This window comes from Flavobacterium sp. Leaf82 (assembly GCF_001422725.1).
Classification (GTDB): domain Bacteria; phylum Bacteroidota; class Bacteroidia; order Flavobacteriales; family Flavobacteriaceae; genus Flavobacterium.
In genome coordinates this window covers 82,250-105,646 of sequence record NZ_LMMA01000002.1, presented here as the reverse complement: position 1 = coordinate 105,646, position 23,397 = coordinate 82,250, and the positions used below count along the sequence as shown (strand labels likewise).

Below are 23,397 nucleotides of genomic sequence, written 5' to 3'. Positions count from 1 at the left end.
GTTTCTAAATAAGCAATTATAACGATATAGTTACGCTTTAAAACCTCTTTTTCTTCTTAATTTTTGAGAAACCAATTCTTCAATATCCATTTTCTTCCAGTTCAAAAAAAATGAAATAAAAAAACTTGTAATTCAAATTCTTTTATAACTTTGCAACTCAAAGTACTTTTAAAAAAATACAACTATGAAACACAAATCAGACATTTTAGAATATTATACTCAAAAACCTGGAGTAGCAATTAGTTTAATCGTAACACTGTTTAGCAGTCTGTTTTTAATTGGCGCTCTTCTTTGTAAAGAATCTGAATTTAATGACTATCAAGGAATCGCTTTCTTTAGTCTCATATTCGAATTTATATACGGAGTCGTTCTTTCTTTTATACTTTTTAGAAACAAAGAAAATTATATTCACCTCATCCCTTTCTTGATTCTGAACTGGTTTATTGGCTGTTTTTCTTTAAATATTTTTATTCCTGTTTTTCATGACCTTCCAATATGGGTCTACTTTGCAACTCTGGCTTTTTGTCTCTCTAATTTTTTCATCTACAGCAATTCAGACGAAAGCAAAAATACTTCTATTGCCTTTTTCATCAACGGTATATCATTTTTACTCATCTTATATTTTGCAATATATCTTATACCAATTATGCCATTCTCTTTCTTCGGAATTTTAGCCTTAGGATTAGGTTTTTATGGCTTAGTTCCGGCAATTGTTGTTATCATTCATACCTGTACAATTCTTCGATATCTTTCCAGGTATAAAAATTATGCTGTCTCTTTTAGCGGAGGTATTTTAGTTGTATTAATTAGCCTAACGGTCTTTACTATAGGATTAAATATTGAAAGCAGAAAAATAACCCAATTTGCCAGAATAAATTCATTTGATCAAAACAATGAACTACCTTATTATATCTCGATTTCACAGAATTTAAAACCCAATTTCTTCAATGAAATTCTGCTAAAAAAAGACATTGTATATATTCCGCTTCACGATATATTTGATTTTAGAGGTTTTGATTCCTTTGGCAGTAAACAATATAATGAGCGCAAAATTCATAACCCATTTATATCTATTGCTTATTTGTTTTGCAAAGACCTTAATTTGTACAATGATGATAAAATAAACATTCTAAAATCAAACTTTGACAAACGATTAGAAACTGAAGAGCAATTGTGGAGTGGCAAAGATTTATTTACCAAAAGCATTAAAGAAGATGTGAAAATTTATCCGGAAGCACGTTTGGCTTACACTGAAATTACAATGAATATTGCTTGCGAAAAAGATTCCTGGAGGGATCGTGAAGCTATTTATTCTTTTCAATTACCGGAAGGTTCCGTTGCAACATCGTTATCCTTATGGGTAAACGGAATTGAACGAAAAGGAGTTTTGACTACAAAAGAAAAAGCTAAAGCTGCGTACAATCAAATTGTTGGTGTAGAAAGTCGCGATCCGTCTCTAATGCAATGGAAAGAAGGAAATAAAGTCGTTGTTAGGGTTTTTCCAATTAATTACAACACGCCACGTACTTTCAAATGCGGTTTTACAACTCCGCTAAAAGTAGAAGACAATCAAATGAAATACCAAAGTCTTTCTATAAAAGGTCCGAACATTTCTAATGCTGAAACGACATCAAGAATTCAAACTGTAGGAAATACAAAAATTGAAACTAGTAAAGATTTTGAATTAAATAAGGGATATTACATCAATCAATCGAAAGGATTAGATGATTGGGAAGCATATATGCCATTAACGAAAGTGTCCAATTTATTTGCATGGAAAAATAAAATTTATGAAGTTAAGGATATTCAGAAAATGACTATTCCGTTTAAGCCTTCAGAAATTATATTAGACTTAAATAGCAGCTGGACTACGAAACAAATAGAATCTTTTGTAGAATTAAACAAGAAGAATTTGTTTGTTATTATAAACGGGAAAAAGAAAGAGATTAACAAAGACAACTTTAAAGCTATCGAATTAGAATTTGAAGATCTCCATTATTCCTTACTACCTCTTTATGAAATAACTCAAAACAGTTTAATTATTACAAAATCCGGAACATTCTCTGCCAATTTTGAAGAACTTGAAGATTCTAATTATTTAAAGAAAATAAGAACGGGAACAAAGGACAGAAATTTAAAAGTAATTAATATCTCTTCTGACATCAATCCGTTTTGGCAAACCATAAAAGAGCAAAAATATGTTGATTACTATCAGACTAGTTTAAAAAATAGTCTGGAACTCATTAATAAAAATCAGTTTGTTGTATTTAAAACAGAGACAAATACGGTAAATATTGAACCTGCAAATATGGCTATTACAGAAAGTCCGCAAACGGATACAGTAAAAAGTAAAGGGCCAAATCATATTTACAGAATGTATGCTTTTGGAAAAGTATTAGACGAACAGGTTAAAATTCAGAATGATTCTTTGGTACAAAACCAATACGTAGATCTCGCAAAAGACGCTAATATTGTAACACCAATATCCTCGCTGATTGTTCTTGAAACTGACGCAGATTATAAAAATAACGGAATAGAGAAAAACGTTGATACTTTAGGAAATGCTTCTATCAATAATGACGGAGCTGTTCCTGAGCCACATGAATGGCTGCTAATTATCCTGGGATCTACGATACTTTTCTTTTATTACAGAAAACATAAAAAGCAAACTATTTAATGAAGCTTATATTTCAATATAAAAATGCAATTGCTATCCTGATTTTGATTTGCTTATTGGTCTTAAACTCCAATATAGTTCTGTCTGGTCTTGATAGCAATCTTTTCGGGATTGTCTTTTCGATCCTTTTGTTTCTTATTGGCGGCAGAAAAACTTCATTTAATATGAACTATCCTCTTTTAGGATTCATATTTCTATTAGAATTTATAAGCTATCGTTTGCATACCAAATCTTTGCATTTTCTAGCTTTAGCGTTATTCGTCTGTTTCTTATATTATAGTATTACTAGAAAATTTTCATTCATTGCCTTTATCTGCATCTTTTTATTTTCTTCGATTTTTAATACATTTTTCGATTATTTGACTGTAGAAATTAAACAAACACTTTGTAATGGTGTCTATTTAACTTTAAAAAACTTTCTTCCAATTACTAAAATTGAAGGTGTGAATTTTTATATCAATAATGCAAAAATTACCATCGACACTGCTTGTATGGGATTATCTATGTTTAAAACCGGATTACTTGTTGGTGCTTTTTTATTAACTATAGAAGAACGTAAACAACAAAAGCTTTTTAGTATTAAACAAATATTCCTGTTTTGCTGTATTATTATTGCGTTAAACATTATTTCGAATTATTTCAGGATCATAACACTGATTCTATTAGATTGTACTCAGGAGAATACGCTTCATTATACGATTGGATTACTCTGCTTTGCATTTTATCAAGTTATGCCCATGCTCTTTTTGATTCGTTTTTTTAAACCAAAAAATGAAGAGAAAGTAAATACAACTTCTCCTAATTTTGTTTTGTTGCCAATTATAGCTGGGAGTTTAATTGTATTCGCTACGAGTTTAGAAATTAAACGAGAAATAAAACATGATTTACTCGAAAACCTAAATCCTACTTACAATATAAAAAAAGGAGTCTGGATTAATAATGAAGTTTTTAAAATCGCTACTCCTGAAAAGCTTACTTACATTAAAACTCCATCTCATAATCCTTTAATTTGCTGGACAGGGACTGGCTATAAAATTATAGAATCAAAAATCATTTCTTCGGACAATGAAAAAATATGGCAGGTAAAAATGGAGAAAAATAATACCCAATATTATTCATATTGGTGGTACGAATGCGAGGGTAAAAAATACACGTCTCTTGTAGAAGTACTTTTAATCAAACTTTTTCAAAACAAATCTGTTCGATTAATAAATGAAACCAGCAGCACAAAATTGATATAAAAAAAGCCTGATACTATTTGTATCAGGCTTTTTTGATTTATTTTATTTACATCAGCTTTTGTATAATAATCTCTTCTGTGATTCCTTCAGCATCTGCTTTATAATTTTTAATAATTCTGTGTCGTAATATTCCGGTTGCAACTGCTTTTACATCTTCAATATCCGGTGAAAATTTACCATTAAAAGCGGCATGCGCTTTTGCAGCCAAAATTAAATTTTGTGATGCTCTTGGTCCTGCTCCCCAATCTAAATAATTCTTTACAAAATCATTCGATAATGTATTATCCGGACGCGTTTTACTTACTAAAGTTACTGCATATTCAATCACATTATCAGCCACGGGAATCCTACGAATCAAATGCTGAAAATCGATAATTTCCTGTGCGGTAAACAACGGATTAATTATAGTTTTAACATCAGATGTAGTACGTTTAACTACCTGAACTTCTTCTTCAAAAGTTGGATATTCCAGTTTTATAGCAAACATAAAACGGTCTAATTGCGCTTCTGGCAACGGGTAAGTTCCTTCTTGCTCAATTGGGTTTTGGGTCGCCAATACAAAATAAGGCAAATCTAATTTATAATTTTGCCCGGCAATAGTAACTGAACGTTCCTGCATCGCTTCAAGTAAAGCTGCCTGCGTTTTTGGCGGTGTTCTGTTTATCTCATCTGCTAAAACAATATTCGAAAAAATTGGACCTTTGATGAATTTAAAATGTCTGTTTTCATCGAGAATTTCACTTCCTAAAATATCAGATGGCATTAAATCCGGTGTAAACTGAATTCTTTTAAAATCTAAACCTAAAGCTTGTGCCAAAGTGTTTATCATTAAGGTTTTTGCCAATCCCGGAACACCAATTAATAAAGCGTGTCCTCCGGAAAATATACAAAGTAAAATTTGATCTACAACTTCGTCCTGGCCTACAATGATTTTTGCTATTTCGGTTTTTAATTCATTTCTTTTTTGAACTAATTTATGAATTTCTGCTACGTCAGACATTTAGATATGTTTTTTAAATTGAAAAGAGTTAGTTCTATGAATTCATAAAACTAACTCTTTTTATTTATTTAATAAAAATTATTTTTTTAACCAATTGTATACAAAATTACAATCTCTATATTCTCCAATAATTTTAATATAAGTATCTTTTATTTTTGTATCAAACCATTTCGAAATTGTTGTAATTTGCTTTTCTTTTAATGCTAATTCTTTAATTTTAGTATAATCTTTAGCATAATCAGCAGTATGTGCATCAATTCTATTGGTAACAGTGATTAATTTATACGTTTTTTTTCCTTTATCATCTGTATTTAAAAGCGGTTGAGAAATTTCATTATCTTTTAAATTAGAAACCTGGCTGTATAAAGTTGGATCCATTTTGGTCAACTCAAAACGTGTATCCTGAGTATTTGGATTTACTAAAGTTCCTCCGTTTGCTCTGGTTTCTTTTTCATCAGATTCTGTTCTTGCAGCTTCAGCAAAGGTAATTTCTTTGTTTTCTATTTTATTTCTGATATTTGTAATTCTGTCTTTTGCATCTTTCAAGGCTGTCTCAGAAACAGTTGGTGCAATCAAAATATGACGCAACTCTACTTCCTGACCTTTTATTTTATCTACCATAATAATATGGTATCCAAATGTCGTTTTAAAAGGTTCTGAAACCTCACCTTCACCCAAACTAAAAGCAACATCTTTAAATTCTTTTACGAAAGGCGTTTTTCTTGTCATTTTATAAAAACCTCCATTTGGCGAAGATCCCGGATCCTGAGAATATAAAACTGCTTTTGTAGCAAAACTAGACCCTTCAAGAACATCTTTTCTAATAGCATTTAATCTGTCAATTACCTTTTGTTCATCTTCCTTTGAAACTTTAGGTTCTACCACAATTTGTGCTACTTCCATTTCTGCTCCAAAAGTTGGTAATTCGTCTTTTGGTATTTTCTTAAAGAAATTACGAACTTCTTCTGGTGTAATCTCTACGGCATCAACAATTTTCTTTGTCATTTCTGACGCCAATTTTTGTTCTTTTAATATATCTGCAAAATACGTTTTAAACTCCTCTACTGAATTCTTTTTATAATATGCAACAACCTTATTGATATCTCCAACTTGTTGAACCATATAATTCAATCTTTCATCCATCATACTTCTTACTTCGGCATCACTAACCACAATACTATCCTGAATTGCCTGATGCGCATAAAGTTTATCTTCTAAAAGTTTACCAAGCATTTGGCATCTTGTAATATCTTTTACAGAACCTCCCTGTGCAGAAATCTCTAAATATCCTTTATCAATGTCTGAATCTAAAACAATATAATCTCCAACGGTGGCAATAATACCATCAATTTTTTGCTTTTGACCAGAAGGAATCGCAACTGGCTTTTGAATCACAGTATCTTTAATAATTTCCTGAGCTGAGATAATTGAGGTGAAAAAAAATAAAAAACACATTGTCAACACTAACTTGAAATCAATTGTTTTTAACTGTAATTTTTTTAATAACATTATTTTAAATTTAATTTGAATGTAAAGATCTTGCTTTAGAGTTTCGTTTAAACTACAATCATTTTAAAAATGCATTTTCAATTCGTTAATATGAAAATACTAAATAATTAAGATCTAGTTCTTTTTAACTTATAACGAACAAAAATAACAATTCAATTACATAATACAACTATCGTCTATACTATTAACAAAAAATTATATGGAACGTAATTGTTTTTGCTATAAGCGCCTTCTTTCACAAGGACAAACATGTACAAAAAAACATATAATATCCTTTTACAAATAGTACAAAAACAGATTTTATATGACTTCTAATATTTGGTATCAGATTACTCTGTATTAGCCAAATAAAAAAAAGTTATTAATACTACAACGTTTTCGTGGTATAAATATTTTCTTATAAAAACGAACGGAATTAAAAATCACATACTTTAGATTAATAATTGATAATTATAGGTCTAAAAATTACGAATTCCTTTTTTTAAAGACTGATAAATATGAATTTAAAAACTTTATTATCTAACCTTAACCAAATTTACATTATGAAAAAACCTATTGTAAAGATTTGTCTTCTGGGAATTACTACATTATTCTTGTATTCTTGCTCACAAAATGAAACAATCGAAACTGACTCAAAAGCTGAAAGCCAGCAATTTGAAATTATTAATGTGACACATCATGACGGAAAACCTTTTAGTACAGGAACTTCGAGTTCTTCAACAGGTAAATATGTTGATAATCCGGGCGGCGGAGTCATGATGCAGGCTTTTTACTGGGATGTTCCTGCCGGTGGAAATTGGTGGAATACCGTAAGCAGCAAATTAACGGCATGGTCAAATGCAGGAATTGGATCAATTTGGCTTCCGCCAGCTTCTAAAGCTCAAAACGGGGCTTTTTCTATGGGATATGATCCTACAGATTATTTTGATTTTGGAGATTACAACCAAAATGGTACCGTTGAAACCCGATTTGGCTCTAAAACCGAATTGGTAAGTTTGATTACAAATGCGCATACAGAAAACATGAAAGTATATGCTGATATTGTGCTTAACCATAACAGTGGCGGACAATCTGAAGCCAATCCGTTTACAGGAACCAATACCTGGACGAATTTTACGGGAGTAGCTTCAGGAAAATTTAAGCGTACTTACAATGATTTTTATAAAAATAGTTATGGTAATAATGATGAAGGAGCTTTTGGCGGGTTTCCGGATTTATGTCATGCTGCTCCTAATGTACAAGATTGGCTATGGCTAAGAGCTGACGGAGTTGGTAAGTATTATAAAAACACGATGAAATTTGATGGCTGGAGATTTGACTATGTAAAAGGTTTTGGTCCGTGGGTTGTTAACGCATGGAATGCTAATGTTGGCGGATTCTCTGTTGGAGAATATTGGGATGCAAATGTAAACACGCTGGAATGGTGGGCTAATAATGCCAATAGTTCTGTTTTTGATTTTGCGTGCTATTATAAAATGAATGATGCTTTTGACGGAAATAATCTTGCGCTTTTAAATGACGACATGATGTGGAAAAGAAATCCATACAAAGCTGTGACTTTTGTCAGCAATCATGATACAGATGAAATTTCGAACAAATTACTGGCGTACTCTTATATTTTAACTCACGAAGGATATCCAACAATATTCTATAGAGATTACGAGGAATGGCTGGACAAAAACAAATTAAATAATCTGATCTGGATTCATAATAATAAAGCTACGGGTACAACTTCAATTTTATATTCTGATAATGATGAATATGTTGCCCGAAGAAATGGATATAACGGAAATCCGGGATTAGTGGTTTATATCAATAATTCTAGCTCCTGGCAAGAAAGATGGATTCAGACGAATTGGGCAAATGCTCAAATCAAAGATTTTACAGGAGCATCGTCTTGGGTTCCAACAACACAAGGTGATAAATGGGTTAAAATTCAATGTCCGCCAAAAGGATATTCTGTTTGGTCGCTTAACCAATAATTAAAAAACAATAATTTTCAGGGCTGTTCTCCTAAAACAGCCCTGTTTTTTGTTTAGAATTTATCTTCAATAAAAACAAAAGACTTCCTAATTTAAGAAGTGAATATTTTTATTAAGCCGTAATTAATAGTACTTTTGCAACCTATTTATACGAAATATGAGCTTTTTAAAAGAAATACAACGCAGAAGAACATTTGGAATTATATCGCATCCCGATGCCGGTAAAACAACTTTAACAGAGAAGTTATTGTTATTTGGGGGCGCAATTCAGGAAGCAGGAGCTGTAAAAAATAATAAAATTAAAAAAGGAGCAACGAGTGATTTCATGGAGATCGAACGCCAAAGAGGTATTTCGGTTTCGACATCTGTACTTGCTTTTAATTATAAAGAAAAAAAAATCAACATTCTTGATACTCCGGGACACAAGGATTTTGCCGAAGATACTTTTAGAACTTTAACAGCTGTTGATAGCGTTATTGTCGTAATTGACGTTGCAAAAGGGGTCGAGGAACAAACAGAAAAATTAGTAGCTGTTTGTAGAATGCGTAACATTCCGATGATTGTTTTCATCAATAAATTAGACCGTGAAGGAAAAGATGCTTTTGACTTAATGGATGAAGTAGAACAAAAATTGGGTCTAACGGTTACTCCTTTAAGTTTCCCGATTGGAATGGGTTATGATTTTCAGGGAATTTACAATTTATGGGAGCAAAACATTAATATTTTTAGTGGAGACAGTCGTAAAAATATTGAAGAAACAATTGCTTTCTCAGACGTTCAAAGTCCAGAATTAGAAAAAATAATTGGTCCAAAACCAGCAGACAGATTACGTGAAGAATTAGAATTAATTGATGAAGTATATCCAAAATTTGATCGTCAGGATTATTTAGACGGAAAATTACAACCTGTATTTTTTGGTTCAGCTTTAAATAATTTTGGAGTTCGCGAATTATTAGATTGTTTTGTTACAATCGCTCCGTCTCCAAGAGCAAAAGATTCTGAAACTCGTTTAGTAGATCCTACCGAAGAAAAAATGACTGGATTTGTGTTTAAAATCCACGCAAATATGGATCCTAAACATAGAGACCGTTTAGCTTTTATCAAGATTGTTTCTGGAACTTTCGAAAGAAACAAACCTTACTACCACGTACGCCAAAAGAAAAATCTAAAATTTTCTAGTCCGAATGCTTTTTTCGCTGAGAAAAAAGAAATCGTTGATATTTCGTATCCTGGTGATATCGTAGGTTTGCACGATACCGGAAACTTTAAAATTGGTGATACTTTAACCGAAGGTGAAATCATGAGTTTCAAAGGAATCCCGAGTTTCTCTCCGGAGCACTTTAGATACATCAATAATGCTGATCCTATGAAAGCCAAACAATTGGATAAAGGTATTGATCAGTTGATGGATGAAGGTGTTGCTCAGTTATTTACTTTAGAAATGAATAACCGTAAAGTGATTGGAACTGTTGGAGCACTTCAATACGAGGTTATTCAGTATCGTTTAGAGCATGAATATGGTGCAAAATGTACTTATGAAAACTTCCCTGTTCATAAAGCGTGTTGGGTAAAACCTGATGATGCCAAAAATGATGAATTTAAAGAATTCAAACGTATTAAACAGAAATTCTTAGCTCATGATAAATACGGTCAATTAGTATTTTTAGCTGATTCTGATTTTACGATTCAAATGACTCAAAATAAATATCCAAGTGTGAAGTTATTCTTTACTTCAGAATTTGATTAATATTATATTTTCTTTAAAAGAAACACATATAAAAAGGCTGTCTAAAGTAATTTCGACAGCCTTTTTCATTTTCATAAATTTAAAAATACTATTTATAGTTAATTCCTAATCCTCCGGCAATCATAATTTTGGTAAGTTCTCCTCCTGCAATAATTATATCTCTTTGTAATACTTTATTAGTAACTGCTTCGATAGCAAAAGGTATTTCTTTTGAAAGATAATAATCGTCTCCGGTAATAGTAATGATAAGAGTTTTATCGCTTTTGAAAACTTTTACAGGAATAGAAAATTCTCCAGTTTTAGAATTTATTCTAAATGTTTTTTCTGAACCATTAATTGAAAGAGTCAGATTTGGATACATTTTCCGATCAAATGGTTTATGTGTTATGTCTTCTAGCAATTTTCCCTTCACTGTTATCAATAATTCCTGTCTAACAATATTGTTCTGCGCAACTTTCCCCACTAAATAATTACTAGGTTTTGGACAACTTACTTCAGTTTTAATAGGTGTTTTTTCTTGTCCGGAAACATTTGAAGCTAATAAAATTGATGCGGCTACTGCTGCGTATTTCAGGTTATTAATCTTAGACGTTTCATTATGTTCAAACTCCTGTTCTAATTGTGTAACCCTCAAACGTGCACAAATATTGGTATCTTTTGTTTCTGCAATAAATTTAGCTACTTCAGAATTCGTTTTTTTGCTTAAATCGATTACATTTTTAGCACATGAATTACAAAATGAACCTGTTGCATTGGGAATCATTTTATTAAAATTTTCAGAACAAGGACTTGCTATTTCTAAGGTGAATTTCTTTTTCATATTGTACTTTTTTAAGTTAAGCTCTTTTTGCAGATGCTTATTACTTATATAGAGTACATTTTTAATAAAAAGGTTGGGAAGAGAATAAAATTATTTTCTTTTTTTAATTTTAATCATTTAAAAATCAGAAAAATTACGACATAAAAAAAGCGCTATATCTAAATTAGCGCTTTTTTTTAATTTGAATTAACCAACCTTGTAAGTTATTTTATTCCAAAAATCTCTCCTTTATATTAGGAGAAACCAATTTAGAATAATAAACCATAATCAAGAAATATAGTCGATGAAAGTAAACTAAATCAGTTTAAATACATTATTTAAAGATTTAATTCTTTTTAAAAATAAAAAAGTCCCATTTAAAAAATGGGACTTTAATAATTTATGCTTGTCCGGTAGGACCAAAATTAAGCGGTATTGGTGCTTGTTCTGTCTCTTTGATTTCGCCATGAGCGGCTTCAAAACGATGAATATTTTCTCCAATTGCTTTTAATAATCTTTTAGCATGTTGTGGCGTCAAGACAATTCTTGACTTTACTTTGGCTTTAGGAATACCAGGCATAATACTCACAAAATCTAAAACAAATTCTGATGATGAGTGATTGATAATCGCAAGGTTAGAATAAATTCCTTCTGCGATAGTTTCATCTAACTCAATATTAATTTGTTCTTGTTGGTTCGAATTACTCATAGTTTCCTAATTTAATAGATATACTCTTCTTTATTAGCCATCATTTCATTGTAATCGTCTTTAGATCCTACGATAGTGTTATCGTATTCTCTCATACCAGTTCCTGCAGGAATTCTGTGTCCAACAATTACATTTTCTTTCAATCCTTCTAAATCATCTACTTTACCAGCTACAGCAGCTTCGTTAAGTACTTTTGTTGTTTCCTGGAAAGAAGCAGCAGAGATGAATGATTTAGTTTGTAGCGAAGCTCTTGTAATACCTTGTAAAACTGGCGTCGCAGTTGCAGTAATTACGTCTCTAGCTACAACTAGATTTTTATCATTTCGTTTCAACAATGAGTTTTCATCACGTAAATCACGAGGCGAAATAATCTGACCTGGTTTCAATACAGCAGAATCTCCAGCGTCTTCAACTACTTTCATACCGTATAATTTATCATTTTGAACGATAAAGTCTTTAGTGTGAATTAATTGATCTTCTAAGAATAATGTATCTCCTGGATCCTGAACTCTTACTTTACGCATCATTTGACGAATAACTACCTCAAAGTGCTTGTCATTAATTTTTACCCCTTGTAAACGGTATACCTCTTGAATTTCATTTACCAAGTACTGTTGAACAGCAGCTGGTCCTTGAATTCTTAAGATGTCATCTGGTGTAATTGCACCGTCAGACAATGGTACTCCTGCTCTTACGAAGTCATTTTCTTGTACTAAGATTTGGCTGGAAAGTTTAACTAAATACTTTTTAATCTCACCAAATTTAGATTCGATAACAATTTCACGGTTACCTCTTTTGATTTTTCCAAAAGAAACAACACCGTCAATTTCAGAAACAACCGCTGGGTTTGAAGGGTTACGAGCCTCAAGCAACTCAGTAATTCTTGGTAAACCTCCCGTGATATCGCCTGCTTTAGAAGAACGACGTGGAATTTTTACTAATACTTTACCTGCTTTAATTTTCTCACCGTTCTCAACCATAAGGTGGGCTCCTACTGGTAAGTTATACGAACGAATCAATTCACCTTCTTTACCATAAACTAATAAAGTTGGAATTAATTTTTTATTTCTAGCTTCAGAAATTACTTTTTCCTGGAATCCTGTTTGCTCATCGATTTCAACCATGAACGATTGTCCTTGCTCTAAATCCTCGTAAGCGATCTTACCAGTAAATTCAGAAACAATTACACCATTATATGGATCCCACTTACAGATCACAGATCCTTTAGTAACTACTTCACCATCCTTAACAAAAATACTAGATCCGTAAGGAATATTGTGTGTATTTAAGACGATTCCAGTTTTCTCATCAACTAATTTTAATTCAGTTGAACGTGATACTACGATATCTACCGCATTACCTTCACTATCTTCACCTTTTACAGTTTTTAAATCTTCAATCTCAAGTCTACCGTTGAATCTTGTAACAATACTAGATTCTTCAGAAATACCTCCGGCAACCCCTCCAACGTGGAACGTACGAAGTGTTAACTGTGTACCTGGCTCACCAATAGACTGAGCTGCAATAACTCCTACAGCTTCACCTCTTTGTGTCATCTTACCAGTAGCTAAGTTTCTACCGTAACATTTAGCACAAATACCTTTTAAAGCCTCACAAGTTAATGGAGATCTAACTTCTACTCTTTCAATTGGAGAAGCTTCGATAACTCTCATGATTGCTTCAGTAATTTGATGACCTGATTGAACTAATACTTCATTAGTAAGAGGATTAATAACATCTTGCAATGCAACACGTCCTAAAATTCTTTCTCCTAAAGATTCAACAATTTCCTCATTTTTCTTCAAAGCAGAAACTTCAACACCTCTTAATGTTCCACAATCTTCGATGTTAACAATAACATCTTGTGATACGTCATGAAGCCTTCTTGTTAAGTATCCGGCATCGGCAGTTTTAAGAGCCGTATCCGCAAGTCCTTTACGAGCACCGTGAGTAGAGATAAAGTACTCAAGGATCGAAAGACCTTCTTTAAAGTTAGAAAGAATCGGGTTTTCAATAATCTCACCACCACCAGCAGTAGATTTTTTAGGCTTAGCCATCAAACCACGCATACCAGTTAACTGACGAATCTGTTCCTTAGAACCCCTCGCCCCAGAGTCAAGCATCATATATACAGAGTTGAAACCTTGTTGGTCTTCTCTAATGTTTTTCATTGCTAATTCTGTTAACTGCGCATTTGCTGAAGTCCATACGTCAATAACTTGGTTGTAACGTTCGTTATTGGTAATAAGACCCATGTTATAATTCACAGAAATACCTTCAACTTGTTCTCTGGCATCTGCAATTAATTTAGTTTTTTGTTCTGGAATTCTAATATCACCAAGAGAGAATGATAAACCTCCTCTAAATGCGAATTTATAACCCATATCTTTCATATTGTCCAAGAAAGCAGCAGTAGTAGGTACATTAGTCACACTTAAAATGTGTCCAATAATATCTCTAAGGTTTTTCTTAGTCAATACATCATTGATATATCCAGCTGCTTCAGGTACTACTTCGTTAAATAATACACGTCCTGCAGTTGTTTGTATGATTTTATACACTAACTCTCCAGCTTCATTAAAATCTTTTGCTCTGATTCTTACACGAGCATTCAATTCTAATCTACCTTCGTTTAATGCAATGTTTACTTCTTCAGCAGAATAGAAAGTTAAGTCTTGACCTAAAATTATGTGTTCTGGTGTAGAGATACGTTCTTTGGTCATATAATATAGACCCAAGACCATATCCTGAGAAGGTACAGTAATTGGAGCACCATTTGCAGGATTCAAGATATTGTGAGAAGCCAACATTAATAATTGTGCCTCTAAAATAGCCTCTGGTCCTAATGGCAAGTGAACTGCCATCTGATCCCCATCAAAATCGGCGTTGAAAGCCGTACATACTAATGGGTGCAATTGGATCGCTTTTCCTTCAATTAATTTTGGTTGGAAAGCTTGAATACCAAGTCTGTGTAACGTAGGAGCACGGTTAAGTAATACTGGGTGACCTTTAATTACATTTTCAAGGATATCCCAAACTACAGGCTCTTTTTTGTCTATGATTTTCTTAGCAGATTTTACTGTTTTAACAATACCTCTTTCAATCAATTTACGGATAACGAAAGGTTTGTATAACTCAGATGCCATATCTTTTGGCAATCCACATTCGAATAATTTTAATTCAGGACCAACAACAATTACCGAACGAGCAGAATAATCCACACGTTTTCCAAGTAAGTTTTGACGGAAACGTCCTTGCTTACCTTTTAAGGAATCAGATAATGATTTTAATGGTCTGTTTGATTCTGTTTTAACAGCAGAAGCTTTACGCGTGTTGTCAAATAATGAATCTACAGATTCCTGTAACATACGTTTCTCGTTTCTTAAGATAACTTCTGGAGCTTTAATCTCCATTAATCTTTTCAAACGGTTGTTACGAATAATTACACGACGGTATAAGTCATTTAAATCTGAAGTTGCAAAACGACCTCCATCAAGTGGCACAAGCGGACGTAATTCTGGTGGAATAACAGGAACCACTTTCATAATCATCCACTCAGGACGGTTTTCGCGGTTTAAGTTAGACTCACGGAAAGACTCAACAACTTGTAATCTTTTTAAAGCTTCAGTTTTACGTTGTTTAGATGTTTCGTTATTAGCACTGTGTCTCAATTGGTAAGACAACTCATCTAAGTCGATACGTGCTAATAAATCCATAATACACTCTGCTCCCATTTTGGCAACAAATTTATTAGGATCCATATCATCTAAATATTGATTTTCTTGCGGAAGAGTATCTAAAATATTCAAATATTCTTCTTCAGTTAAGAAATCTAATCTTTGTAATGATTCTCCATCTGCATTTTTAGCAATACCTGCTTGAATTACTACATATCTTTCGTAGTAAATGATCATATCTAATTTCTTAGATGGAAGACCAAGGATATAACCAATTTTGTTTGGAAGAGAACGGAAGTACCAGATGTGAGCAATTGGCACAACAAGGTTGATGTGTCCTACTCTGTCACGACGTACTTTTTTCTCAGTAACTTCAACACCACAACGGTCACAGATGATACCTTTGTAACGAATTCTTTTATATTTACCACAAGCACACTCAAAATCCTTAACAGGTCCGAAGATTCTTTCACAGAAAAGTCCGTCACGTTCTGGTTTGTGCGTTCTGTAGTTGATAGTTTCTGGTTTCAAAACCTCTCCTCTTGATTCTTTCAAGATAGATTCAGGTGAAGCCAATCCAATTGAGATTTTATTAAATCTTTTAACTGGATTTTTATCTTTATTATTATTTCTATTATTCATCATAGTTTTTACTATTGATTTATCTGCAATTAAAAATTGATTTTAACTTATAACCTTCTCTTTAAAAAAGAGTAAAACCATCAAGTCACTACCACGGATTACTTCTCTAAACTTCAAACGTCAATTTTGAAGTGCTAATTACAAAACCATAAGGCTTTAAATAAAAAATCGGAACGGGTTACGGGTATAAATCCTAAAAACTTTATTTTAATAAACAGCTTCAGTCTCAGCTTTCAGTGTGAACTGAATACTGAGACTGTAACTGAAAACTTTATTTATTCTTCTAAACGAATATCAAGTCCAAGACCTTTTAATTCATGCATTAATACATTGAATGATTCTGGTAATCCTGGTTCTGGCATAGACTCTCCCTTAACGATAGCTTCGTAAGTTTTAGCTCTACCAATAACGTCATCCGACTTAACAGTTAAGATTTCACGTAGTGTACTTGATGCTCCATAAGCTTCAAGTGCCCAAACCTCCATCTCTCCGAAACGCTGACCTCCAAATTGAGCTTTACCTCCAAGTGGTTGTTGAGTAATCAACGAGTATGGGCCGATAGAACGTGCGTGCATCTTATCATCAACCATGTGTCCTAATTTAAGCATGTAAATTACACCCACAGTTGCAGCTTGATGGAAACGCTCTCCAGTACCACCATCATAAAGGTGTGTATGTCCGAAACGTGGTACTCCAGCTTCATCAGTCAAAGCATTGATTTGATCTAAAGAAGCACCGTCAAAAATTGGAGTAGCAAATTTTCTACCTAAATTTTGACCAGCCCATCCAAGAACAGTCTCATAAATCTGACCAATGTTCATACGTGAAGGTACCCCAAGTGGATTCAATACGATATCAACCGGTGTTCCGTCTTCAAGGAAAGGCATATCTTCATGACGAACGATTCTTGCAACAATACCTTTGTTACCGTGACGTCCTGCCATTTTATCCCCTACTTTCAGTTTACGTTTTTTAGCGATATAAATTTTCGCTAATTTCAAGATTCCAGATGGTAATTCATCTCCAACTGTAATAGTGAATTTTTCTCTTCTTAAAGATCCTTGTAAGTCATTCAGCTTAATTTTATAGTTATGAATTAAATCATTAACCATTTTATTTGTAGCGTCATCAGCAACCCATTGACCTTTGCTTAAGTGAGCAAAATCTTCTACTGCGTAAAGCATTTTTTGAGTATATTTTTTACCTTTTGGTAAAACTTCTTCACCCAAATCATTCATTACACCCTGAGATGTTTTTCCGTTAACGATCAAGAATAATTTCTCAACCAATCTGTCTTTTAATTCAACAAATTTAGTTTCGAATTCCATTTCTAAAGCGCCTAAAGCATCTTTATCCTGAGTACGTTTACGTTTATCTTTTACGGCTCTTGCAAATAATTTTTTGTCAAGAACTACACCATGTAAAGATGGAGAAGCTTTTAATGAAGCATCTTTTACATCTCCTGCTTTATCCCCGAAGATTGCACGAAGCAATTTCTCTTCCGGAGTCGGATCTGATTCTCCTTTTGGTGTAATTTTTCCGATAAGAATGTCGCCAGGTTTAACCTCTGCTCCAATTCTAATCATACCGTTTTCATCTAAATCTTTAGTAGCTTCTTCAGAAACGTTAGGAATATCGTTTGTTAACTCTTCATTTCCTAACTTAGTATCTCTAACCTCTAATGAATAATCATCAACGTGGATAGAAGTAAAAATATCATCACGAACTACTTTTTCAGAAATTACAATCGCATCCTCAAAGTTATACCCTTTCCATGGCATGAACGCAACTTTTAAGTTTCTACCTAAAGCTAATTCACCATTTTGAGTAGCATATCCTTCTGATAATACTTGGCCAAGAATAACTCTGTCACCTTTTCTTACGATTGGTTTCAAGTTGATACTTGTTCCTTGATTGGTTTTTCTAAATTTAATTAAGTTGTATGTTTTTTCATCAGCATCAAAACTAACCATTCTTTCATCTTCGGTACGGTCGTATTTGATAGTAATGATATTTGCATCAACATATTCTACAGTTCCATCTCCTTCAGCATTAATCAATACTCTAGAATCTGAAGCTACTTGACGCTCTAAACCTGTACCAACGATTGGTGCTTCAGGACGGATCAAAGGAACCGCCTGACGCATCATGTTAGATCCCATCAAGGCTCTATTCGCATCATCATGCTCCAAGAAAGGAATCAATGAAGCCGAAATCGAAGCAATCTGGTTAGGAGCAACGTCTGTATAATGTACTGCAGATGGCTCAACAACAGGGAAGTCACCTTCCTCACGAGCAATAACATTGCTTGCTGTAATTTTACCTGAAGCATCCATTTCAATGTTTGCCTGAGCAATCATTTTTCCTTCTTCTTCTTCTGCACTTAAATAGATAGGAGTACTTTCTAAATCAACTACACCATCTGTAACTTTACGGTAAGGAGTTTCAATGAAACCCATTCCGTTAACTTTTGCATAAACACCAAGAGATGAAATCAAACCAATGTTTGGTCCCTCTGGAGTTTCAATCGGACATAAACGACCATAGTGTGTATAGTGAACGTCACGAACCTCAAATCCAGCTCTCTCTCTCGAAAGTCCACCAGGTCCAAGGGCAGAAAGTCTTCTTTTGTGTGTAATCTCAGCCAATGGATTCGTTTGATCCATAAATTGAGATAACTGATTAGTACCAAAGAAAGAGTTGATAACTGATGATAATGTTTTAGCATTAATCAAATCAATTGGTGTAAACACCTCGTTATCTCTAACGTTCATTCTCTCACGGATAGTTCTAGCCATACGCGCTAAACCAACACCGAATTGTTGAGACAATTGTTCTCCAACTGTTCTAACACGACGGTTTGATAAGTGATCAATATCATCAATCTCTGCTTTAGAGTTGATCAATTCAATCAAATATTTTACAATGGTAATGATATCTTCTTTGGTAAGCACTTGCTTTTCCATTGGGATATCTAAACCAAGTTTTTTGTTCATTCTATAACGACCAACTTCACCTAAGTTATAACGTTGATCAGAGAAGAACAATTTATCTATAATACCACGAGCAGTTTCTTCATCAGGCGGTTCTGCATTACGCAATTGTCTGTAGATATGCTCAACAGCTTCTTTTTCAGAGTTTGTTGGATCTTTTTGTAATGTATTGTGGATAATAGCATAATCTGCTTGATTATTATCCTCTTTATGTAACAAAATAGATTTAACGTTAGAATCGATGATCTCTTCAACATTATCTTTATCGATAATTGTATCACGATCAAGGATGATTTCGTTACGTTCGATAGAAACTACTTCACCAGTATCTTCATCAACGAAATCCTCGTGCCAAGTGTTCAATACACGCGCAGCAAGTCTTCTTCCAATATATTTTTTAATACCTGTTTTAGAAACTTTAATTTCTTCAGCAAGGTCGAAAATTTCAAGGATATCCTTATCTCTTTCGAATCCAATTGCACGGAATAAAGTTGTAACCGGTAGTTTTTTCTTTCTATCGATATAAGCATACATTACGCTGTTGATATCTGTAGAAAATTCTATCCAAGAACCTTTAAAAGGAATTACTCTGGCAGAATAAAGTTTTGTTCCATTTGCGTGGAATGATTGACCAAAGAAAACCCCAGGAGAACGGTGTAGTTGAGATACTACTACACGCTCAGCACCATTGATAACAAAAGTACCGCTTGGAGTCATATAAGGTATTGTTCCAAGATAAACGTCTTGTACAATAGTTTCAAAATCTTCGTGTTCTGGATCTGTACAGTATAGTTTTAACCTGGCTTTTAAAGGCACACTATAAGTAAGACCTCTCTCTATACATTCTTGAATTGTATAACGTGGCGGATCAACAAAATAATCTAGGAACTCCAATACAAAGTTATTTCTTGTATCTGTAATTGGGAAGTTTTCCATGAAGGTGTTGTATAACCCTTCGTTGCCTCTTTCATCAGATTTAGTTTCTAATTGAAAAAAATCTTTAAAAGATTTAACCTGAACATCTAAGAAATCTGGATAGTCAGGAATATTTTTTGTAGAGGCAAAATTCAATCTTTCAGTCTGATTTGTTATCATCAATGGACAAAATTTTGATTAAAAAAAAGTAATTTTTTGTGTAAACACACACTGTTTAATCTATACTTTCTTATTATAATCAATACATCTTTAAAAATAAACCAGTAAAACAGTTCAATTTTTTTTCTTCGTATTGATCAAAAACTTTTTCGTATTTTAAACTATTTGATAATAAAACTTGATATATTTTATTATACGAAAAATGGTTTAGGCCATTGAGCGTTCACTCAAGACCTAAACCTAGTTCTTAAAACTGAGTTGAATTATTTAAGCTCAACTACAGCTCCAGCTTCTTCTAATGATTTTTTAAGACCTTCAGCCTCTTCTTTAGAAACACCTTCTTTAACGTTACTTGGAGCACCGTCAACTACATCTTTAGCTTCTTTCAAACCTAAACCTGTAAGTTCTTTTACTAATTTTACAACTGCTAATTTAGAAGCACCAGCTTCTTTTAATACAACTGTAAATTCAGTTTGTGCTTCTTCAGCAGCACCTTCTCCACCACCAGCAGCAACTACTACAGCTGCAGCAGCAGGCTCGATACCATACTCGTCTTTTAATATTGTTGCTAATTCGTTAACTTCTTTAACTGTTAAGTTAACTAATTGTTCTGCGAATTGTTTCAAATCTGCCATTTTTTCTATCGTTTAAAATGATTTGTAAAATATAATTTATTTATTGTGCGCTAATTAAGCTACAAGGAAATAAAATTCCTCATACGAATTATTATGCTTCAGCTTCTTCTTCGCTACCAGCGAATTTATTTTGTAAAGCTGAAATAATTCTTTGTGCTGGTGATTGCAATAATCCAATAAGTTCTCCAAGAAGTTCTTCTTTAGATTTAATAGTTGCTAACGCATCTAATTGATCATCTCCAATATAAATTTCAGAATTAATATAAGCTCCTTTTAATAAAGGTTTAGCTGATTTTTTTCTGAAATCTTTAATTATTTTTCCAGGTGCATTTGCCACATCTGAAATAAATATAGCACTATTACCAGTCAATACTGAAGGTAAATCACCATAGTCATTAGCAGAAGCTTCCATTGCTTTTGCAAGCAAAGTATTTTTTACAACCTCTAATTTAATACCTGCTTTGTAACAAGCTCTTCTCAAGTTTGAAGTTGTTTCTGCGTTTAATCCAGAAATATCAGATACATAAATAATATTTGTACCAGCTAACTGTGCAGTTAAATCTTCAATCGCGATTGATTTTTCTTCTCTAGTCATACTAAAAATTATTAACTACCAATTATACTGCTTTAGGGTCCAATGCAATTGCAGGACTCATAGTGCTTGTAAGGTGAATACCTTTAATGTAGGTACCTTTAGCAGCAGTTGGTTTAAGTTTGATTAATGTTTGAATAATTTCGTGTGCATTGTCATAAATTTGCTCAGCTCCAAAAGAAACTTTACCAATTCCTGCATGTACGATACCAGTTTTATCAACTTTGAAGTCAATTTTACCAGCTTTAACCTCTGCAACAGCTTTAGCAACATCCATAGTTACAGTACCTGTTTTAGGGTTTGGCATTAAACCTCTAGGTCCTAAAATACGACCTAATGGACCTAATTTACCCATAACAGCTGGCATAGTGATGATAACATCAACATCTGTCCAACCATCTTTAATTTTTTGTAAATAGTCGTCAAGACCTACATAATCAGCTCCAGCTTCTTTAGCTTCTGCTTCTTTATCCGGAGTAACTAATGCTAATACTTTAACGTCTTTACCTGTTCCGTGAGGTAATGTAACTACACCTCTAACCATTTGATTCGCTTTTCTTGGATCTACACCCAAACGAACTGCGATATCAACAGACTCATCAAATTTTGCAGAAGCTATAACTTTAATTAATGCAGCTGCATCTTTTAAAGAGTATAGTTTGTTCTTTTCAATTTTTGAAGCAGCCTCTTTTTGCTTTTTTGTTAATTTTGCCATTTCTTTCTCTTAATTAAAAAGGAGCATCTCCTGATACAGTTATACCCATAGATCTAGCAGTTCCAGCGATCATGCTCATTGCAGATTCGATTGTGAATGCATTTAAATCTACCATTTTATCTTCAGCAATTGCTTTGATAACGTCCCAAGTAACGCTAGCTACTTTTTTACGATTTGGTTCACCTGATCCAGACTTTAGCTTTGCAGCTTCCAATAATTGGACAGCAGCTGGAGGAGTTTTTACAACAAAATCAAATGATTTGTCTTTATACACAGTAATTTGTACTGGGCATATTTTGCCAGGTTTATCTTGTGTTCTAGCATTGAACTGCTTACAGAACTCCATGATATTAACCCCAGCAGCTCCTAAAGCAGGTCCAACCGGTGGCGACGGATTCGCAGCACCTCCCTTAACTTGTAGTTTAACTACCTTACTAATTTCTTTAGCCATTTTTTAAAAAATTTAACACCCTAATCATTGGAAGCGATTACAGTGGTTATTATAGATGTAACAAAAATTATACTTTTTCAACTTGCATAAAACTCAATTCTAATGGAGTTTTTCTTCCGAAAATTTTCACCATTACTTCAAGTTTACGCTTTTCTTCATTGATTTTTTCAACCGTTCCGTTGAAGCCATTAAAGGGACCATCGATCACTTTTACTGTTTCTCCTAAGTTGAAAGGAATAGCACGAGTATCTGTATTTACAGCTAACTCATCAACTTTACCTAACATTCTATTTACTTCAGAAAGTCTCAAAGGAACAGGTTCTCCACCTTTGATCTCACCTAAAAATCCAATTACACTAGTAATAGATTTAATAATATGAGGTATCTCACCAACTAAATTGGCTTCGATCATAACATATCCAGGGAAATAAACTTTATCCTTAGACATTTTCTTTCCTTCTTTTACAGTAACTACTTTTTCTGTAGGCACTAAAACTTGGGAAACATAATCACCCATACCTAATCTGGCAATCTCAGTTTCGATGTAAGCTTTGACTTTATTTTCTTGTCCGCTTACTGCTCTAACTACGTACCATTTTTTCACATTATTATCTGCCATCACAAAAAAATTATCCTTTTAACCAGTTAAAAAATCCAGCTAAAGCTTTTGCAAAAAATTCGTCTACTCCCCATGTTGCCAAAGCGAATAAAACCGAAAATACAGCCACAACAATTGTCAATTTTTGAACCTCAGCCCAAGCAGGCCAAGTAACATTTGACTTTAACTCTTCGAAAGCCTCTGATAAATAATTCGTAACTTTTGTCATTTGATATATTTTTTATTGCACGGGCGGAGGGATTCGAACCCCCATCAACGGTTTTGGAGACCGCTATTCTACCCTTGAACTACGCCCGTAATTAAAGCCAGTGATA

General features: G+C 33.3%; 16 protein-coding genes and 1 tRNA gene. 4 read left to right on the top strand and 13 right to left on the bottom strand.

Features of this window, described 5'->3' with window-relative positions; genetic code table 11:
- Positions 1-184: 184 nt before the first annotated feature.
- A complete protein-coding gene (locus tag ASF10_RS04050) occupies positions 185-2,677 on the top strand; it encodes an XrtN system VIT domain-containing protein (RefSeq protein ID WP_056245779.1) in 2,493 nt (830 codons plus the stop codon).
- The gene (xrtN, locus tag ASF10_RS04045; protein ID WP_056245777.1) at positions 2,677-3,918 is read left to right on the top strand and encodes an exosortase N; all 1,242 of its coding nucleotides are present in this window, start codon (positions 2,677-2,679) and stop codon (positions 3,916-3,918) included. Before ASF10_RS04050 ends, xrtN begins: the two co-directional genes overlap by 1 nt.
- Before the next feature lie 46 nt (positions 3,919-3,964).
- Here xrtN and ASF10_RS04040 read toward each other — a convergent pair whose 3' ends face one another.
- Positions 3,965-4,918, bottom strand: a complete 954-nt coding sequence (locus tag ASF10_RS04040) for an AAA family ATPase (protein WP_056245774.1) — start codon at positions 4,916-4,918, stop codon at positions 3,965-3,967.
- Positions 4,919-4,996: 78 nt separating this feature from the next.
- Positions 4,997-6,427: a peptidylprolyl isomerase gene (locus tag ASF10_RS04035; RefSeq protein ID WP_056245771.1), complete on the bottom strand. Its 1,431-nt coding sequence runs from the start codon at positions 6,425-6,427 to the stop codon at positions 4,997-4,999.
- A 542-nt stretch (positions 6,428-6,969) separates the two neighbouring features.
- On the opposite strand from ASF10_RS04035, the gene ASF10_RS04030 reads away from it, so the two are divergent.
- Both ASF10_RS04030 and ASF10_RS04025 read left to right on the top strand, forming a co-directional pair.
- Complete coding sequence (locus ASF10_RS04030; protein ID WP_056245842.1) at positions 6,970-8,409, top strand: alpha-amylase; 1,440 nt, start codon at positions 6,970-6,972, stop codon at positions 8,407-8,409.
- 157 nt (positions 8,410-8,566) lie between these two features.
- Positions 8,567-10,156, top strand: a complete 1,590-nt coding sequence (locus ASF10_RS04025) for a peptide chain release factor 3 (RefSeq protein ID WP_056245769.1) — start codon at positions 8,567-8,569, stop codon at positions 10,154-10,156.
- Positions 10,157-10,244: 88 nt separating this feature from the next.
- Here ASF10_RS04025 and ASF10_RS04020 read toward each other — a convergent pair whose 3' ends face one another.
- From ASF10_RS04020 to ASF10_RS03970, 11 genes are all read right to left on the bottom strand, one after another.
- On the bottom strand, positions 10,245-10,976 hold the full coding sequence (locus tag ASF10_RS04020; RefSeq protein WP_056245766.1) for a hypothetical protein: 732 nt from the start codon (positions 10,974-10,976) through the stop codon (positions 10,245-10,247).
- Between the two features lie 379 nt (positions 10,977-11,355).
- Positions 11,356-11,664, bottom strand: coding sequence for a DUF3467 domain-containing protein (locus tag ASF10_RS04015; protein ID WP_056245763.1), 309 nt, complete (start codon positions 11,662-11,664; stop codon positions 11,356-11,358).
- A gap of 11 nt (positions 11,665-11,675) precedes the next feature.
- Positions 11,676-15,986, bottom strand: coding sequence for a DNA-directed RNA polymerase subunit beta' (rpoC, locus tag ASF10_RS04010; RefSeq protein WP_056245761.1), 4,311 nt, complete (start codon positions 15,984-15,986; stop codon positions 11,676-11,678).
- Positions 15,987-16,258: 272 nt separating this feature from the next.
- Positions 16,259-20,071, bottom strand: a complete 3,813-nt coding sequence (gene rpoB, locus ASF10_RS04005; protein WP_056245759.1) for a DNA-directed RNA polymerase subunit beta — start codon at positions 20,069-20,071, stop codon at positions 16,259-16,261.
- A gap of 263 nt (positions 20,072-20,334) precedes the next feature.
- Positions 20,335-20,706: a 50S ribosomal protein L7/L12 gene (rplL, locus tag ASF10_RS04000; RefSeq protein WP_007807437.1), complete on the bottom strand. Its 372-nt coding sequence runs from the start codon at positions 20,704-20,706 to the stop codon at positions 20,335-20,337.
- Between the two features lie 91 nt (positions 20,707-20,797).
- Positions 20,798-21,301, bottom strand: coding sequence for a 50S ribosomal protein L10 (gene rplJ, locus ASF10_RS03995; protein ID WP_056245755.1), 504 nt, complete (start codon positions 21,299-21,301; stop codon positions 20,798-20,800).
- Positions 21,302-21,323: 22 nt separating this feature from the next.
- A complete protein-coding gene (gene rplA, locus ASF10_RS03990) occupies positions 21,324-22,013 on the bottom strand; it encodes a 50S ribosomal protein L1 (RefSeq protein WP_007807440.1) in 690 nt (229 codons plus the stop codon).
- A gap of 13 nt (positions 22,014-22,026) precedes the next feature.
- Positions 22,027-22,464, bottom strand: coding sequence for a 50S ribosomal protein L11 (gene rplK, locus ASF10_RS03985; protein ID WP_007807442.1), 438 nt, complete (start codon positions 22,462-22,464; stop codon positions 22,027-22,029).
- Positions 22,465-22,531: 67 nt separating this feature from the next.
- Positions 22,532-23,083 (bottom strand): transcription termination/antitermination protein NusG, encoded by a 552-nt coding sequence (gene nusG / locus ASF10_RS03980; RefSeq protein WP_029273444.1) that lies wholly within the window; start codon positions 23,081-23,083, stop codon positions 22,532-22,534.
- 10 nt (positions 23,084-23,093) lie between these two features.
- Positions 23,094-23,291, bottom strand: coding sequence for a preprotein translocase subunit SecE (gene secE, locus ASF10_RS03975; protein WP_041517377.1), 198 nt, complete (start codon positions 23,289-23,291; stop codon positions 23,094-23,096).
- 18 nt (positions 23,292-23,309) lie between these two features.
- Positions 23,310-23,380: transfer RNA gene (locus ASF10_RS03970), tRNA-Trp, on the bottom strand.
- Positions 23,381-23,397: the final 17 nt, after the last annotated feature.